We start from the raw sequence: 16,827 nt of genomic DNA on the forward strand, positions 1-16,827 counted from the left end.
GCGGTGGCGCCCCCGCTCCGGCCCCGATGTCCCCGCGGTCCAGCAAGATCCTGGTCCGTTCGCTCATCGCCGGCGGCACGACGGGGCGGGGGTCCGCCCCGACCAGACGCGACGTCCGGAGCACCGCGGCACCACCGAGGCGGGGCAGGAGCACCGGAGCGAGGTACCGGGCGACGACCTCGATCACGCCGCCCCACAGGGCGAAGACGATCGGCGTCCACGGCGCGACGCCGATCGATCCCGACGCGTCCACGGAGCTCGTGCTGCTCACCTGGTACGAGGCGACGCCGGTGCCGAGGACGAAGAACAGCAGACCGAGTGCGAACCACACCAGCGGCGTGACGACCCAGTCCAGCGTGGTGCGGATCCGGTCGTTGCGACGGACGGCGAGTGCGAGTCCGGCCACGACCGAGGTGACGACGACGAACAGCACGACGAGCCAGGTCCAGCCGCCGGCCCCGCCGAACACCGAGGCGGTGTCGCTGGCGGACCCGAAGCCGGAGGTCCCCACACCACCGAAGAACCCGAGCGCGGTCAGCCCGACCGCGACGTTGCCGAGCAGCAGCGGCAACGCGGAGCCGGAGGACGGCTGGGCGATGAGGGCGACGACGAGGACGACGAGGGCGACCAGCACGACGAGGACCGTGAGCTGCGACGCGGCGACACGCAGTGTGCCGAGCAGCCGGGCGGCGAAGACGTTGCCACCAGCGAGGACGGAGGGCCGGGCGAGGAGCGCCGCCAGGGCACCGATGACGAACGCGCCGAGGATGCTGCCGACACCGACGGCGTGCACCGGCTCGATGACCGCGCCGGACACCGACGGGAACCGGATCGCGAACAGGGCGGCCGCGACGTTCGTGAGCACGGTGGTGACGAGGCCGGAGACCACCGCGGTGACGAGCACCTGCGTGCGACCGAGGCCACGCGTGCGGATCCGGCGGGTGAGCACGACGGCCAGGACGACCTGCGCGGCGAGCACCAGCACGGGCACCACGGCGAGCGAGCCCGAACCGGAACCGAGGAACCCGATGGACCCGGACAGGTGCAGTCGGCCGAGGTCGGCGAGGGCCACGAGCTGCGCCGGCGCACCGAGCAGGACGCTCACGCCGGAGAGCAGGGACTCCACGTCGGGGGCCGAGCCCGCGCCGAGGTCGGTGCCGGACCCGCTGGACGGAGCGGCCGCCCCGCTGCCGCCGGACGCGAGCAGCCCGACGGTGATGAGCAGTGAGAGCCCGGCGACGACGTACGCCGCGACCCAGCCGCCGACGGCGGCGAGCACGGCCGCCAGCCAGTCGCGACCGGACACGGAGCGCAGGAAGCGACCGAACGCATCGGACGGCTGCGCGGCGGGGGCGGGCTGACCCGACCACTGCTGCGGGCCTCCGGGATGCTGCTGCCAGGCGGGCTGGCCGTTCCAGGCGGGCTGGCCGGAACCGGGCTGGCCGGAACCGGGCTGGCCCGGACCGGGCTGCGACGGCGGGACGGGCTGGTCGGGCGGGTTGTCGCTCACGGCTGGGGGTCCTCTCCGACCGGGAGGCCGGCGCCGCACTCCAGCACCCGTGTCCCCCCGACACGTGCCTGCAGCGTAGCGGAACCGCCGATCCGCCGTGAGTGTGCTGTCCCCACGCTGGTAGTTTCGGCAGCGCGCCCGGCGCACCACGCCGGCCGTCGCACCCGTCGCACCCGACGCACCGACGCACCCGGCCCCGGCCGGGCGGAACGGAGATCTCACCACCCCATGCCTGCAGACCGCACCGAACAGACCCGCTACTCGTTCGTCGTCGCCTCCAACCGACTCCCGGTCGACCGCGTCGTCGACCAGGACGGCAACGAGGGCTGGCGGCACTCGCCGGGCGGCCTCGTCACCGCCCTCGAACCCGTGATGCGCGCGAACGACGGAGCCTGGGTCGGCTGGGTGGGGCAGGCCGAGGTCGAGGTGGCACCGTTCGACAACGAGGGCATCCACATCGTCCCCGTCCCGCTCTCCGACGACGACGTCGAGGAGTACTACGAGGGTTTCAGCAACGACACGCTCTGGCCGCTGTACCACGACGTCATCGAGCACCCGAGCTACCACCGCGACTGGTGGAACGCGTACAAGCGGGTGAACGAGCGCTTCGCCGCCCAGATCGCCGAGATCGTCGAGCAGGACGGCATCGTCTGGGTGCAGGACTACCAGCTGCAGCTCGTGCCGGCCCTGCTCCGTGCGAAGCGTCCCGACCTGACGATCGGCTTCTTCAACCACATCCCGTTCCCGCCGGTCGGCATCTACGCGCAGCTGCCGTGGCGTGCGCAGATCCTCGACGGGCTGCTCGGCGCCGACGTCATCGGCTTCCAGCGCCACGACGACGCCAGCGACTTCCTGCGCGCGGTCCGGCACATCAAGGGCTACACGACCAAGGGCACCACGATCGACGTCCCGGTGGACGACCCGGCAGCCCCCCGCAGCCGCAAGGGCATCACGGTCCGCCACGTCGAGGCCAGGCACTTCCCGATCTCCATCGACGCCGAGAGCTTCGAGGCGATCGCGCGGAAGCCCGAGGTGCAGGAGCGTGCGCGCGAGATCCGCGAAAGCCTCGGCAACCCGAAGACGGTGCTGCTCGGCGTCGACCGGCTCGACTACACCAAGGGCATCCGGCACCGCATCAAGGCCTTCGGTGAGCTCGTGGAGGACGGCCGCATCGCGGTCGAGGACGCCACCCTCATCCAGGTCGCGAGCCCGAGTCGCGAACGTGTCGACTCGTACGCTGCGCTCCGCGACGAGATCGAGCTGAGCGTCGGCCGCATCAACGGCGACCTCGGCGTCATCGGTCACCAGCCGATCTCGTACCTGCACCACGGCTACCCGCGCGAGGAGATGGTGGCGCTGTACCTGGCCGCCGACATCATGCTCGTCACCGCACTGCGCGACGGCATGAACCTCGTCGCGAAGGAGTACGTCGCCGCCCGCTTCGACAACGACGGGGTGCTCATCCTGTCCGAGTTCGCCGGTGCCGCCGACGAGCTCAAGCAGGCCGTGATCGTGAACCCGCACGACATCGGGGCGCTCAAGGACTCGATCGAGCGCGCCATCCAGATGCCGCGTCGCGAGCGGTCGACTCGCATGCGCGCGCTCCGCAAGCGCGTCCGCGACAACGACGTGGCGCGCTGGTCGCGCTCGTTCCTCGAGGCGCTCGACCGCCACGCGCCGCGGAACGCCCAGATCGACCCGTCCGCCGCCGACCCGCGCGAGCAGCACCGTGAGGCGCAGACCGACAACATGTCGATCTTCGACCAGGACGCCCAGTCCGCCAGGGCTGCCGAGGACACCCGGGAGGCACGTGATGACTGAGACCACCACCGACCAGACCGCCATCGACGCGGCACTCGAGACGCTCGCGGCTGCGCCGCGACTGATCGTCGCCCTCGACTTCGACGGTACGCTGGCGCCCTTCGCCGACGACCCCTCGCAGGTCGGCGCGTTGCCCGGCTCGTGGGCCGCGGTCCTGACCCTGCACCGTGCGAAGGACACCGAGGTGGTGCTCGTGTCCGGGCGTCCCCTCGGCAGCCTCGCCGCGGTGACCCACGCACCCGAGGACATGGCGCTCGTCGGCTCGCACGGTGTCGAGTGGCGCGTGGACGGCCACGCCGAGGCCGCGCTGTCCGATGACGAGGTCGGTCGTGTGGCACGGATCGGCGCTGCGCTCGACGAGGTCGGCGAACGGTTCCCGGGCGTCGTCATCGAGCACAAGCCCGCCGGGCACGGGGTGCACACGCGCCGCGTCTCCGCCGAGGTCGCTGCCGAGGCGAACGCGGCGGCGAGCCGTGCGGCGCACGAGGCCGACCCCGAGGTGCTCGAGCGCGGCGGCAAGGACATCGTCGAGTTCGCGGTGCGCCACGTCACGAAGGGCGACGCGATCGCCCGGCTCCGCGAGTTGCACGGCGCCGACGCGGTGTTCTTCGCCGGCGACGACGTCACCGACGAGGACGCCTTCCGCGCGCTCGGCGACGGCGACGTCGGGGTGAAGGTCGGACCGGGCCAGACCCGGGCCGGGTACCGCATCGCCGACCCCGCGGCCCTGACCGGGGTCCTGAAGCAGCTGGCGAGGCTCCGCGCCACGCGCTGACCAGGGTGCCCCGGGCCTCCCGACCGCCCTTCATCATGCGTATGCATGTTGTTGCGCAACTGGTATCCCAAATCGTCCTAGACTCCACCCATGCCTGATATCGACGTCAAGCCGCGCAGCCGGGTCGTCACCGACGGGATCGAAGCAACCACCTCGCGTGGCATGCTGCGGGCCGTCGGTATGGGAGACGAGGACTGGAGCAAGCCGCAGATCGGCATCGCGTCCTCGTGGAACGAGATCACGCCGTGCAACCTGTCGCTCGACCGCCTCGCGCAGGGTGCGAAGGAGGGCGTGCACTCCGGTGGCGGCTACCCGCTGCAGTTCGGCACCATCTCCGTCTCGGACGGCATCTCGATGGGTCACGAGGGCATGCACTTCTCCCTCGTCTCGCGTGAGGTCATCGCGGACAGCGTCGAGACCGTGGTCAACGCCGAGCGCCTCGACGGCACCGTCCTGCTCGCCGGCTGCGACAAGTCGCTCCCCGGCATGCTGATGGCCGCCGCGCGCCTCGACCTGGCGAGCGTGTTCCTCTACGCGGGCTCGGTGATGCCGGGCTACGTGAAGCAGGCCGACGGCTCGAAGAAGCAGGTCACGATCATCGACTCCTTCGAGGGGGTCGGCGCGTGCAAGGCCGGCACGATGAGCGAGGCCGAGCTCAAGGAGATCGAGTGCAACATCGTCCCGGGCGAGGGCGCCTGCGGCGGGATGTACACGGCGAACACGATGGCGAGCATCGCCGAGGCGCTCGGCATGTCGTTGCCGGGTTCCGCCGCGCCGCCGAGCGCCGACCGGCGTCGCGACTACTACGCGCACCGGTCGGGCGAGGCCGTCGTGAACATGCTCCGCCTCGGCCTCACCGCCCGTCAGATCCTGACCCGCGAGGCGTTCGAGAACGCCATCACCGTCCTGATGGCACTCGGCGGCTCGACGAACGCCGTCCTGCACCTCCTCGCCATCGCCTACGAGGCCGAGGTCGAACTCAGCCTCGACGACTTCAACCGCATCGGCGCGAAGGTCCCGCACCTGGCCGACATGAAGCCGTTCGGCAAGTACGTCATGCTCGACGTCGACCAGAACGGCGGCATCCCCGTGATCATGAAGGCGCTGCTCGACGCGGGTCTGATGCACGGCGACTGCATGACCGTGACCGGCAAGACCGTCGCCGAGAACCTCGCCGAGATCGACCCGCCGGCGCTCGACGGCGAGGTCTTCCGCACGCTCGACAACCCGATCCACGAGACCGGTGGCCTCACCGTCCTCCAGGGCTCCTTCGCCCCCGAGGGTGCCGTGGTGAAGACCGCCGGCTTCGACGCCGAGGTCTTCGAGGGCCCTGCCCGGGTGTTCGACCGCGAACGTGCGGCGATGGATGCCCTGACCGAGGGCAAGATCGAGAAGGGCGACGTCGTCGTCATCCGCTACGAGGGACCCAAGGGCGGTCCCGGCATGCGCGAGATGCTCGCGATCACCGCGGCCATCAAGGGCGCGGGCCTCGGCAAGGATGTACTACTCTTGACCGACGGTCGATTCTCAGGCGGCACAACCGGCCTGTGCATCGGCCACATCGCACCGGAAGCAGTGGACGCAGGTCCAGTCGCTTTCGTTCGTGATGGCGACCGCATCCGTGTCGACATCGCGGCTCGCTCGCTCGACCTACTGGTCGACCCGGCCGAGCTGGAGGCCCGCCGTGACGGCTGGGCCCCGCTGCCCCCGCGCTACACCCGCGGAGTCCTCGCGAAGTACGCCAAGCTCGTCAAGTCCGCCGCCCAGGGCGCGGTCACGGGCTAGCGTCCGACACCCGCACCACCGCCACCACTCAGGCAAGGACCACTCATGCCCACGGAAGCAACTCCGTTGTCCGCGGCCGCCGGTGCACGCCGGTCGCCGGAGATCCTGACCGGCTCGGGAGCCGTCCTGCGGACGCTCGAGCACCTCGGGATCACCGACGTCTTCGGCCTGCCGGGCGGCGCGATCATCCCGTTCTACGACGAGCTGATGGCGTCGACCACGATCCGCCACATCCTCGTCCGTCACGAGCAGGGCGCCGGCCACGCCGCCGAGGGCTACGCCTCGTCGTCCGGCAAGGTCGGGGTCGCCATCGCGACGTCCGGCCCCGGCGCGACGAACCTCGTCACGGCCATCGCCGACGCCTACATGGACTCGGTGCCGTTCATCGCGATCACCGGCCAGGTGTTCTCGACGCTGATGGGCACCGACGCGTTCCAGGAAGCCGACATCGTCGGCATCACGATGCCGATCACGAAGCACTCGTTCCTGGTGACCGACCCGGCCGACGTGCCGGCGACCCTCGCCGCGGCGCACCTCATCGCGACGACCGGTCGGCCCGGTCCCGTGCTGGTCGACATCACGAAGGACGCCCAGCAGAAGTCGGCGCCGTACGTGTGGCCGCCCAAGATCGACCTGCCCGGCTACCGCCCGGTGACCAAGGCCCACGGCAAGCAGATCACCGCGGCCGCGCAGCTGCTGTCCGAGTCGAAGCGCCCGGTGCTCTACGTCGGCGGCGGTGTCATCCGCTCCCGTGCGACCGCCGAGCTGCTCCGCTTCGCCGAGGCGACCGGTGCGCCGGTCGTCACGACCCTGATGGCGCGCGGCGCGTTCCCGGACTCGCACCCGCAGCACCTCGGCATGCCCGGTATGCACGGCACGGTGCCCGCCGTGCTCGGCCTGCAGGACAGCGACCTCATCGTCGCCCTCGGTGCCCGCTTCGACGACCGCGTGACCGGCAAGGCCGACGAGTTCGCGCCGGACGCCAAGGTCGTGCACGTCGACATCGACCCGGCCGAGATCTCGAAGATCCGCTTCGCCGACGTCCCGATCGTCGGTGATGCCCGCGAGGTCCTGGTCGACCTGCTCGACGCCTGGGGCGGCATCGCTGTGGAGGACCGTGCGTCGACCGACGAGTGGTGGGCGAAGCTCCACCAGCTCAAGACCGACTTCCCGCTCGGGTACGCCGAGCCGACCGACGGACTCCTCGCGCCGCAGGGCATCATCAAGCGCATCGGTGAGCTCTCCGGACCCGAGGCCGTGTACGCCTCCGGTGTCGGCCAGCACCAGATGTGGTCCGCGCAGTTCATCAAGTACGAGCGGCCCAACGCCTGGCTCAACTCCGGTGGTGCCGGCACGATGGGCTACTCGGTCCCCGCGGCGATGGGTGCGAAGGTCGCCCAGCCGGACCGCGTGGTCTGGGCGATCGACGGCGACGGCTGCTTCCAGATGACGAACCAGGAGCTCGCGACCTGCGTCATCAACGACATCCCGATCAAGGTCGCGATCATCAACAACTCGTCGCTCGGCATGGTCCGGCAGTGGCAGACGCTGTTCTACGACGGCCGGCACTCCTTCACCGACCTCGAGACGGGGCACGCCTCGCGCCGCGTGCCGGACTTCGTGAAGCTGGCCGACGCGTACGGCGCCCTCGGCATCCGCGTCGAGAAGGCCGACGAGGTCGACGCCGCGATCGAGCTCGCCCTCGCGACCAACGACCGTCCGGTGGTGATCGACTTCGTCGTGAGCCGTGACTCCATGGTCTGGCCGATGGTCCCGCAGGGTGTCAGCAACTCGTCCATCGAGTACGCCCAGGCACTCGCGCCCACCTGGGACGACGAGGACGCCGACATGACGGGAGAAACCGCATGAGCCACGTCCTCTCCCTCCTCGTGGAGGACAAGCCCGGTCTGCTGACCCGTGTCGCCGGACTCTTCGCGCGCCGCGGGTTCAACATCGAGTCGCTCGCCGTCGGCAACACCGAGGTGGACGGTCTCAGCCGGATCACCGTCGTCGTCGACGTCGAGGACCTCCCGCTGGAACAGGTGACGAAGCAGCTCAACAAGCTGGTGAACGTCATCAAGATCGTCGAACTGGACTTCTCGCAGTCGGTCCAGCGCGAGCACATGCTCGTGAAGGTGCGCGTCGACAACCAGACGCGCTCGGCGGTGCTCGAAGCAGTGAACCTGTTCCGTGCCCAGGTCGTCGACGTGGCGACCGACTCCCTGATCGTCGAGGTGACCGGCGACCCCGGCAAGATCCAGGCGATCCTCCGCGTGCTCGAGCCCTACGGCGTCAAGGAGCTCGCCCGCGCGGGCCTCCTCGGCATGGGCCGCGGACCGAAGAGCATCACCGACCGGGTGCGCTGAGCGCCCGTCACACCCTTCCCGGGCGCCGATGGTGCCCGGCACCGACCACAGAACCAAGGAGACACACCCTCGTGACTGACATCGTGTACGACGCCGACGCGGACCTGACGCTCATCCAGGGCAAGAAGGTCGCCGTCATCGGCTACGGCTCGCAGGGCCACGCCCACGCCCTCAACCTCCGTGACTCGGGTGTCGAGGTGAAGATCGGCCTGCAAGAGGGATCGAAGAGCCGGCAGAAGGCCGAAGAGGCGGGCTTCGAGGTCCACACCCCGGGCGACGCCACCGCCTGGGCCGACGTCGTCGTCATCCTCGCGCCGGACCAGGTCCAGCGCATCGTCTACGCCGAGGACATCCGCCCGAACCTCAAGCCGGGCGCGACGCTCGTCTTCGGCCACGGCTTCAACATCCGCTTCGGCTACATCGAGGCGCCCGAGGGCGTCGACGTGTCGCTCGTCGCGCCGAAGGGCCCGGGGCACACCGTCCGCCGCGAGTACGAGGCCGGCCGTGGCGTCCCCGTGATCGTCGCCGTCGAGGTCGACGCGTCCGGTTCCGCCTGGGACCTCGCGTGGTCGTACTCCAAGGCCATCGGTGGCCTCCGCTCCGGCGGCATCAAGACGACCTTCACCGAGGAGACCGAGACCGACCTGTTCGGCGAGCAGGCCGTCCTCTGCGGTGGTACCTCGCAGCTCATCCAGTACGGCTTCGAGACCCTGGTCGAGGCGGGCTACCAGCCGCAGATCGCCTACTTCGAGGTCCTGCACGAGCTCAAGCTCATCGTCGACCTCATCTGGGAGGGCGGCCTCACCAAGCAGCGCTGGTCGATCTCCGACACCGCTGAGTTCGGTGACTACGTCTCCGGCCCGCGTGTGATCTCGCCGGACGTCAAGGAGAACATGAAGGCGGTGCTCGCGGACATCCAGAACGGTGCCTTCGCGAAGCGCTTCATCGAGGACCAGGACGCCGGCGCACCGGAGTTCAAGGCGCTCCGTGCCAAGGGCGAGGGCCACCCGATCGAGGCCACCGGTCGGGAGCTCCGCGCGCTCTTCGCGTGGAAGCAGAACGACGGCGACTACGTGGACGGCTCGGCCGCGCGGTAGTCTTCCGAGAACCACTCGACGTCGAGGCGGCGGTGCACCTGCACCGCCGCCTCGCGATGTGACCCGAACGTTATGCAGCAGCTCTTCTCCAGCCCCGACGCCGCGGACCGGCGTCCCTCCGCCGTGCGCCCGGACGATTCCCGACACCCGTCGGCCGTGCTGCGCACCCGCGGTCAGGACCGCCCCGACCAGCATGGGATGATCGTTCGATGGCGGTGACGAAGCGAGCGGTCCACATCGGCGCCGGCAAGATCGGGCGCGGGTTCGTGGGCCAGTTCCTCGTGGCGAGCGGCTACGAGCTCACCTTCGTCGACGTCGACGAACGCGTGGTCTCGGCCCTGAACGAAGCCGGTCGGTTCGTGGTGCACGAGGTCGGCGAGATGCCGGTCGAGCACCTCGTCTACGGGTTCCGTGCGCTCAGCAGCAAGACCGACCGCGAGCGCGTGGTGCAGGCCATCGCCGAGGCCGACGTCGTGACCACCGCCGTGGGCGCCCGCACGCTCCCGCTCGTCGCGCCGCTCATCGCCGAGGGGCTCGCGGCACGCCCGCTCGAGCGCGGTGACGTCACGATCGTCGCCTGCGAGAACGCGTTCAACGCGACCGACTCCCTGCACGCCAGCATCCGCCGCGCCCCGATCCTGGAAGACCGCGACATCGCCGCCGTCTTCGCGAACTGCGCGATCGACCGCATCGTCCCGGACCAGTCCGGTGTGCTCGGTCAGTCCGGCGGCCTCGACGTCGTGCTCGAACCGTTCTACGAGTGGGTCATCGAGCGCACCCCGTTCCTCGGCTCCGACGCCGAACCGCCGACGATCGAGGGCGTCACCTGGGTCGACGACCTGCAGCCGTTCGTCGAGCGCAAGCTCTACACGGTCAACACGGCGCACGCCACCGCCGCCTACCACGGCTACGTGCGGGGCATCCGGCTCATCCGTGAAGCACTCGAGGACGACGCCGTCCGCGCCGAGGTCGACGGGGTGCTCGCGGAGACCACCGCACTGCTGATCGCCAAGCACGGGTTCGCCCCCGAGGACCACGCGCGCTACGTCGCCGCGAACCTCTCCCGCATCGCGAACCCGCACCTGCCGGACTCCACGGCTCGCGTCGGCCGCAACCCGCTCCGCAAGCTCGGGCGCCGTGAACGCTTCGTGGGCCCGGCGTCGCAGCTCGCCGAGCGTGGGCTGCCCGTCGAGCACCTGCTCGGTGCCGTCCGCGCGGCGCTCGCGTTCGACGACGAGAACGACCCGGAGTCGATCGAGCTGCACGCACTCCTGCGTTCCGGGGCGACCGCACACGCGCTCACCGAGATCCTCACGGGCCTGATGGAGAGCCACCCGCTCTTCCCGGCCGTCCGCGAGGTCGTCGCCGAGGTCCTCGCGACGCAGCCGGCCGACGCCTGACGTCGTCCTCCCGGCCGTCGCTGGTCCTCCCGGTGTCGTGTCCCTCGTAGAATCGGGGCATGACCACGGCAGCATCCCCACCAGACGGGTCGATCGACCCGGACGTGCCGAACGCCGTCGACACCGACGACGCCGCCCTCAGCTGGGGCGACGCCGACGACGCCACCCACGTCGACGCGGCGCACAACCCGGTGGCGGTGCGTGACCGCGGAGCGCGCGACCCCGAGGCACCCGAGACCTCCGGCGCCCTCGTCGGGTTCGGCGTCTTCGGGGGCCTCTACCTGCTCTACACGGTGGCCTGGCTCCTCACCGCGTCGACCGCGTACGTCTCCGGCGTCGACACGGTCCTCACGCTCTTCGTCGAGGTGCTCCGCTTCCTCGCGATCCTCGCGCCGGCACTCTGGTTCACGGTGGTGCTCTGGGCAGCGCGCGGCAGCCGCACGCGCACCCGCCTGCTCTGGATGCTCCTCGGCGCCGTCGTGCTCTTCCCCTGGCCGTTCCTCCTGACGCGGAGCTTCGGGTGACCGGGGCAGAGCCAGCGACCACCCGCCGGAACAGCGCTCCCGTGGTCGCGAAGATCGTCGTCTGGGTCGTGTTCGCGGCGCTGTTCGCGTACATGACGGTGCAGGCCGTCGGCAACCTGACGCAGATCAACCAACGGGTGGACGCCTTCAACGCGTTCCTCGAGACGACCTCGGGTGGCGACTCGCTGCAGACCAGCACCCCGTGGCTGTGGCTCGTGCTCGACATCCTCATCGCGCCGGTCGCGTTCGTCGCGGCGATCGTCATCACCCGGCGTTCGAGCCTGCCCGCCACGATCGCGGTGTTCGTGGTCGCGTTCGCGGGTGCCGGCGCCCTTTGGCTCGACCTCCAGTTGTTCGTCCCGACGCTGCTGGACTTCTGAGCCGACCCCACGACGGCCAGGAGGCGCGGTGCGGCCCCGCCCCGTCCCTCCTGGCCGTCGTGTGGTTCTCCACAGGACGGCTCCCGCGGTCGTAACCACCGGCCCGCGTCGATAGCATGGTGGGATACCAACCGTCTCGAGTGAGGAAACAGCTGCTGTGTCGAAGCCGGTCGTCCTGATCGCCGAAGAACTCTCGCCCGCAACGGTCGACGCCCTCGGGCCCGACTTCGAGATCCGGAACGTGGACGGCACCGACCGTCCGGCGCTCCTGGCGGCGCTGTCCGACGCGCACGCCGTCCTCGTGCGGTCCGCCACCAAGATCGACGCCGAGGCGATCGCCGCGGCACCGAGCCTCAAGGTCGTCGCCCGTGCCGGCGTCGGCCTCGACAACGTCGACATCAAGGCGGCGACGACCGCCGGCGTGATGGTGGTGAACGCCCCGACCTCGAACATCATCTCGGCGGCGGAGCTCACGGTCGGGCACATCCTGTCGCTCGCGCGGCACATCCCGGCCGCCCACGCCTCGCTGGCCGCCGGCGCGTGGAAGCGCTCGTCGTACACCGGTGTCGAGCTCTACGAGAAGACCGTCGGCATCATCGGCCTCGGCCGCATCGGCGCGCTCATCACCCAGCGGCTGCAGGCCTTCGGCGTGACGGTCATCGCGTACGACCCCTACGTCACCACGGCACGTGCGCAGCAGCTCGGGGTCGAGCTCGTCTCCCTCGACGACCTGCTGCGTCGGGCGGACTTCACCACGATCCACATGCCGAGGACGCCGGAGACCCTCGGCATGATCTCGGACGCCCAGTTCGCCCTGATGAAGCCGACCGCGTTCGTCGTGAACGTGGCCCGCGGCGGCCTGATCGACGAGGACGCCCTGCACCGTGCACTCACGGCGAACACCATCGCCGGCGCCGGCCTCGACGTCTTCGTCGCCGAGCCCCCGAAGGACTCGCCGCTCCTGGCGCTCCCGAACGTCGTCGTGACGCCGCACCTCGGCGCCTCCACCGACGAAGCGCAGGAGAAAGCAGGCGTCTCGGTCGCCAAGTCGGTCCGTCTCGCCCTCGGTGGCGAGCTCGTGCCCGACGCCGTGAACGTCGCCGGCGGGGTCATCGACCCGTACGTGCGCCCCGGCATCCCGCTCGTCGAGAAGCTCGGCCAGGTCTTCACCGCCCTGGCGACCTCGCCGGTCACGAGCATCGACGTCGAGGTGCACGGCGAGCTCGCCGAGTACGACGTCAGCGTGCTGAAGCTCGCGGCGCTCAAGGGCGTCTTCACCGACGTCGTGAGCGACCAGGTCTCCTACGTCAACGCTCCGCTCATCGCCGAGCAGCGCGGGGTCACCGTCCGCCTCATCACCGAGACCGACAGCCCCGAGTACCGCAACGTGCTGACGATCCGCGGCGCCCAGTCGGACGGCCCGGCGATCAGCGTGTCCGGCACGCTCACCGGCCCGAAGCAGGTCGAGAAGCTCGTCGAGATCAACGGGCACGACGTCGAGGTGCCGCTCGACCGGCACCACGTCGTCATGGAGTACACCGACCGACCGGGCATCGTCGCGGTCTACGGCAAGGAGTTCGGCCAGGCCGGCATCAACATCGCCGCGATGCAGATCTCGCGCGAAGCCGCCGGTGGCCAGGCGCTGAGCGTCCTGACGGTCGACTCGCCCGTGCCGGCCGAGATCCTCGAGCACGTCCGCTCGGCGATCGACGCGTCCTCGCTCCGCGAGATCGACATCACGCTCTAGGGGAGTGGCGGACATGAGCAGCGCGCAGACGATCCGACTCGCGGTCATCCGTGGTGACGGCATCGGACCCGAGGTCGTCGACGAGGCCCTGAAGGTCCTGCACGCGGTCCTGCCGGACGACCTCGTGGTGCAGGAGACCCCGTTCTCCCTCGGCGCCGCACGGTACCTGGAGACCGGCGACGTCCTGACCGACGACGACATGGCGGCGATCGCGCAGCACGACGCGATCCTGCTCGGAGCGGTCGGCGGTGACCCGCGTGACCCGCGGCTGGCCGGCGGCATCATCGAGCGCGGGCTGCTCCTCAAGCTCCGCTTCGCGTTCGACCACTACGTGAACCTCCGGCCGACGACGGTGCACCCGGCCGTCCCGACGCCGCTCGCCGACCCCGGTGAGGTCGACTTCGTGGTCGTGCGCGAGGGCACCGAGGGGCCGTACGTCGGCAACGGCGGTGCCATCCGGACCGGTACCCCGCACGAGATCGCGACCGAGGTCTCGTTGAACACCGCCTTCGGTGTCGAGCGGGTCGTGCGGTACGCCTTCGCGCTGGCGGACCGACGCCCGCGTCGGCACCTGACCCTCGTGCACAAGAGCAACGTCCTGGTGCACGCCGGCGCCCTCTGGCAGCGCACCGTGGCGGCCGTCGGCGCCGAGTACCCGGACGTCACGGTCGACTACCAGCACGTGGACGCGGTCACCATCCACATGGTCCGCGACCCCGCACGGTTCGACGTCATCGTCACCGACAACCTGTTCGGCGACATCATCACCGACCTGGCCGGCGCGATCAGCGGCGGCATCGGTCTGGCGGCCTCGGGCAACATCAACCCGGACGGCACCTTCCCCAGCATGTTCGAGCCGGTCCACGGTTCCGCGCCGGACATCGCAGGTCAGCAACTGGCCGACCCCACCGCCGCGATCCGTTCCGTCGCCCTGTTGCTCGACCACCTCGGTCGCGGTGACCTGGCGGCCGCTGTGACGGCTGCGGTGGAGTCCGACCTCGCCGACCGGGGCACCACGCCGCGTCGCACGGCCGAGATCGGCGACGCGATCGCCGCCGCGGCCACGGCACGCACCACCACCGCCTGACAAGGAGTCCTCCCCATGAGCACCGACACCGCCTTCGGACTCGAGTTCGCCAGTACCCCGTCCGCCGACCGCCGCGCGGCCGCCGAGCGGGAGCAGATCCTCGCCGACCCGGGCTTCGGCAAGCACTTCACCGACCACATGGCGACGGTCGAGTGGACGCTCGACGACGGCTGGCACAGCGCGTCGATCCACCCGTACGGGCCGCTGTCCCTCGACCCGAGCGCGAGCGTGCTGCACTACGCCCAGGAGATCTTCGAGGGGCTCAAGGCCTACCGGCACGCGGACGGCTCGGTGTGGTCGTTCCGACCGGACGCCAACGCCCGGCGCTTCCAGCGGTCCGCCCGACGGCTCGCGCTCCCGGAGCTCCCGGTCGAGGCGTTCGTCGAGTCGATCCGGCAGCTCGTGCAGACCGACGTCGACTGGGTGCCCTCGGCGCCCGAGACCAGCCTGTACCTGCGGCCGTTCATGATCGCGACGGAGTCGTTCCTCGGGGTCCGCGCGGCACAGGCCGTCGCGTACCACTGCATCGCGAGCCCGGCCGGTGCGTACTTCACCTCCGGCCCGAAGCCGGTGTCGATCTGGCTGTCGACGCAGTACGCCCGTGCCGGCAAGGGCGGGACCGGTGCGGCGAAGACCGGCGGCAACTACGCTTCGTCGCTGCTTCCCCAGCAAGAGGCCTACGAGCACGGCTGCCAGCAGGTGATGTTCCTCGACTCGGTGGAGGGCAAGTACCTCGAAGAGCTCGGCGGCATGAACGTCGTCCTGGTCAAGTCCGACGGCACCCTCGTCACGCCCGACTCCGACTCGATCCTCGAAGGGATCACACGTGACTCGATCCTGCAGCTGGCCGAGGACCGCGGCCTGACCGTCGAGAAGCGCCGGGTGACCCTCGACGAGTGGCGTGACGGCGTCGCCGACGGCTCGATCACCGAGGCCTTCGCGTGCGGCACCGCCGCCGTGGTGACCCCGATCGCCGAACTCCGCGGCGACGGCTTCACGATCGGTTCGCCGACCGTCGGGGCGGGGGAACTCACGATGTCCCTGCGCGACGAGCTCACCGACATCCAGTACGGCCGTCGTCCCGACCTGCACGGGTGGATGACCAAGCTGACCGACGCGTCCTGATCGACCGGCGGGCGTGGGTAGGGTCGAACGGTGAAGATCGCACGGTTCAGCAGCAAGGGTGAAGACCCCCGGTACGGCATCCTCGACGAGCGCGCTCTGGTGGTGCTCGCGGGAGACCCGATGTACCAGGGGTTCGAGACCACCGGGGAGCGCGTCGCACTCGCCGACGCCAAGCTCCTCGCCCCCGTCATCCCGCGGTCGAAGGTCATCGGCGTCGGGCTCAACTACTCGGAGCACGCGTCGGAGATGGACGAGCGCGCCGGCGACGACCCGGTGGTGTTCCTCAAGCCGAACACCTCGGTGATCGGTCCGGACGAGCCCATCCGCCTCCCCGCCGACATCGGTCGCGTCGACCACGAGGGCGAACTCGCCATCGTGATCGGCTCGCTCGCGAAGAACGTCCGGCGTGAGGACTTCGCGAGCGTCATCCTCGGCTACACGATCGCCAACGACGTGACCGCCCGTGACCTCCAGGCGCGCGACGGTCAGTGGACCCGGGCGAAGGGGTTCGACACGTTCTGCCCGCTCGGCCCCGTGATCGAGACCGAGATCGACCCGTCGGACATCCGCATCGAGACCCGCGTCGACGGTGACCTCCGGCAGGCGGCTTCGACGAACGAGATGGTGCACGACATCCCGTCGCTCGTCGAGTTCGTGTCCTCGATCTGGACCCTGCTCCCTGGTGACGTCATCCTGACCGGGACCCCGGCCGGTGTCGGACAGATCCGCGACGGCGAGATCGTCGAGGTCACCATCTCCGGCATCGGTTCGCTCAAGAACCCCGTCATCGCCCGGCACTGACAGTGCCGCCGAACGGCCCGTTCCCCCAGGTGGGGAGCGGGCCGTTCGGCGTTGTCGGGGGAGGACCCAGCCCCGGGGCAGAAGGCGACACGCCCGGGATGTGGCTCGGCTTGGCGCTGCCGTTCACCTCTGCGTAAAGTAATCACTCGTTGCCGCTGAGGCGGAGAACGGAACGGCCGAGACGATCACCGGGTTGAACACCTGGAGATGCAGTCCGGACGGGGTCCCGCTCAGGCAACCAACTCCTCGGAACCACGACCTCTGGTTGTGCGCCCGGGATGTTGTACAAGACGAATGCCTCTCTGGCGGAACCTGTGATGGGTCGAGCGGGGAGTGCGTCTGGTCCTTGAGAACTCAACAGCGTGCACATTGTCAATGCCAATTTATTGATTGACCTCGTGCCTGGTCG

General features: G+C 70.2%; 13 protein-coding genes and 1 pseudogene. 13 read left to right on the forward strand and 1 reads right to left on the reverse strand.

Annotated features, from left to right (window positions below; genetic code table 11):
* Positions 1 to 1,510, reverse strand: a pseudogene (locus DEJ30_RS17420) (hypothetical protein); the annotation flags it as partial.
* 228 nt (positions 1,511 to 1,738) lie between these two features.
* On the opposite strand from DEJ30_RS17420, the gene otsA reads away from it, so the two are divergent.
* The 13 genes from otsA (at position 1,739) to DEJ30_RS17490 (ending at position 16,418) form a co-directional block, all read left to right on the forward strand.
* On the forward strand, positions 1,739 to 3,331 hold the full coding sequence (otsA, locus tag DEJ30_RS17425) for an alpha,alpha-trehalose-phosphate synthase (UDP-forming) (RefSeq protein WP_071405817.1): 1,593 nt from the start codon (positions 1,739 to 1,741) through the stop codon (positions 3,329 to 3,331).
* Positions 3,324 to 4,106, forward strand: coding sequence for a trehalose-phosphatase (gene otsB, locus DEJ30_RS17430; RefSeq protein ID WP_110862905.1), 783 nt, complete (start codon positions 3,324 to 3,326; stop codon positions 4,104 to 4,106). Before otsA ends, otsB begins: the two co-directional genes overlap by 8 nt.
* Before the next feature lie 90 nt (positions 4,107 to 4,196).
* Entirely contained in the window at positions 4,197 to 5,891 is a 1,695-nt protein-coding gene (gene ilvD, locus DEJ30_RS17435; RefSeq protein WP_110862906.1) for a dihydroxy-acid dehydratase, read from the forward strand.
* Between the two features lie 45 nt (positions 5,892 to 5,936).
* Complete coding sequence (locus DEJ30_RS17440) at positions 5,937 to 7,760, forward strand: acetolactate synthase large subunit (RefSeq protein WP_027466529.1); 1,824 nt, start codon at positions 5,937 to 5,939, stop codon at positions 7,758 to 7,760.
* Complete coding sequence (gene ilvN, locus DEJ30_RS17445; RefSeq protein WP_017888842.1) at positions 7,757 to 8,257, forward strand: acetolactate synthase small subunit; 501 nt, start codon at positions 7,757 to 7,759, stop codon at positions 8,255 to 8,257. The genes DEJ30_RS17440 and ilvN overlap by 4 nt, the downstream gene beginning before the upstream one ends.
* 71 nt (positions 8,258 to 8,328) lie before the next feature.
* Entirely contained in the window at positions 8,329 to 9,354 is a 1,026-nt protein-coding gene (gene ilvC / locus DEJ30_RS17450) for a ketol-acid reductoisomerase (RefSeq protein ID WP_027466530.1), read from the forward strand.
* Between the two features lie 209 nt (positions 9,355 to 9,563).
* Entirely contained in the window at positions 9,564 to 10,754 is a 1,191-nt protein-coding gene (locus DEJ30_RS17460) for a mannitol-1-phosphate 5-dehydrogenase (RefSeq protein ID WP_110862908.1), read from the forward strand.
* Between the two features lie 59 nt (positions 10,755 to 10,813).
* On the forward strand, positions 10,814 to 11,278 hold the full coding sequence (locus DEJ30_RS17465; RefSeq protein WP_146238641.1) for a hypothetical protein: 465 nt from the start codon (positions 10,814 to 10,816) through the stop codon (positions 11,276 to 11,278).
* A complete protein-coding gene (locus DEJ30_RS17470) occupies positions 11,275 to 11,658 on the forward strand; it encodes a hypothetical protein (RefSeq protein ID WP_146238642.1) in 384 nt (127 codons plus the stop codon). The genes DEJ30_RS17465 and DEJ30_RS17470 overlap by 4 nt, the downstream gene beginning before the upstream one ends.
* Positions 11,659 to 11,815: 157 nt before the next feature.
* Positions 11,816 to 13,405, forward strand: coding sequence for a phosphoglycerate dehydrogenase (gene serA, locus DEJ30_RS17475; protein WP_027466535.1), 1,590 nt, complete (start codon positions 11,816 to 11,818; stop codon positions 13,403 to 13,405).
* A 13-nt stretch (positions 13,406 to 13,418) separates the two neighbouring features.
* On the forward strand, positions 13,419 to 14,492 hold the full coding sequence (locus tag DEJ30_RS17480) for a 3-isopropylmalate dehydrogenase (protein ID WP_110862911.1): 1,074 nt from the start codon (positions 13,419 to 13,421) through the stop codon (positions 14,490 to 14,492).
* 15 nt (positions 14,493 to 14,507) lie between these two features.
* Entirely contained in the window at positions 14,508 to 15,617 is a 1,110-nt protein-coding gene (locus DEJ30_RS17485) for a branched-chain amino acid aminotransferase (RefSeq protein ID WP_110862912.1), read from the forward strand.
* 30 nt (positions 15,618 to 15,647) lie between these two features.
* Positions 15,648 to 16,418, forward strand: a complete 771-nt coding sequence (locus DEJ30_RS17490; protein WP_027466538.1) for a fumarylacetoacetate hydrolase family protein — start codon at positions 15,648 to 15,650, stop codon at positions 16,416 to 16,418.
* The last annotated feature ends 409 nt before the right edge of the window (positions 16,419 to 16,827 follow it).

Source organism: Curtobacterium sp. MCPF17_003 (genome assembly GCF_003224385.1).
Classification (GTDB): domain Bacteria; phylum Actinomycetota; class Actinomycetes; order Actinomycetales; family Microbacteriaceae; genus Curtobacterium; species Curtobacterium flaccumfaciens.

Excerpts from the sequence above, each read along its gene's own strand:
- otsA (WP_071405817.1), top strand. The coding sequence starts at position 1,739 with ATGCCTGCAGACCGCACCGAACAGACCCGCTACTCGTTCGTCGTCGCC.
- otsB (WP_110862905.1), top strand. The coding sequence starts at position 3,324 with ATGACTGAGACCACCACCGACCAGACCGCCATCGACGCGGCACTCGAG.
- ilvD (WP_110862906.1), top strand. The coding sequence starts at position 4,197 with ATGCCTGATATCGACGTCAAGCCGCGCAGCCGGGTCGTCACCGACGGG.
- DEJ30_RS17440 (WP_027466529.1), top strand. The coding sequence starts at position 5,937 with ATGCCCACGGAAGCAACTCCGTTGTCCGCGGCCGCCGGTGCACGCCGG.
- ilvN (WP_017888842.1), top strand. The coding sequence starts at position 7,757 with ATGAGCCACGTCCTCTCCCTCCTCGTGGAGGACAAGCCCGGTCTGCTG.
- DEJ30_RS17460 (WP_110862908.1), top strand. The coding sequence starts at position 9,564 with ATGGCGGTGACGAAGCGAGCGGTCCACATCGGCGCCGGCAAGATCGGG.
- DEJ30_RS17465 (WP_146238641.1), top strand. The coding sequence starts at position 10,814 with ATGACCACGGCAGCATCCCCACCAGACGGGTCGATCGACCCGGACGTG.
- DEJ30_RS17480 (WP_110862911.1), top strand. The coding sequence starts at position 13,419 with ATGAGCAGCGCGCAGACGATCCGACTCGCGGTCATCCGTGGTGACGGC.
- DEJ30_RS17485 (WP_110862912.1), top strand. The coding sequence starts at position 14,508 with ATGAGCACCGACACCGCCTTCGGACTCGAGTTCGCCAGTACCCCGTCC.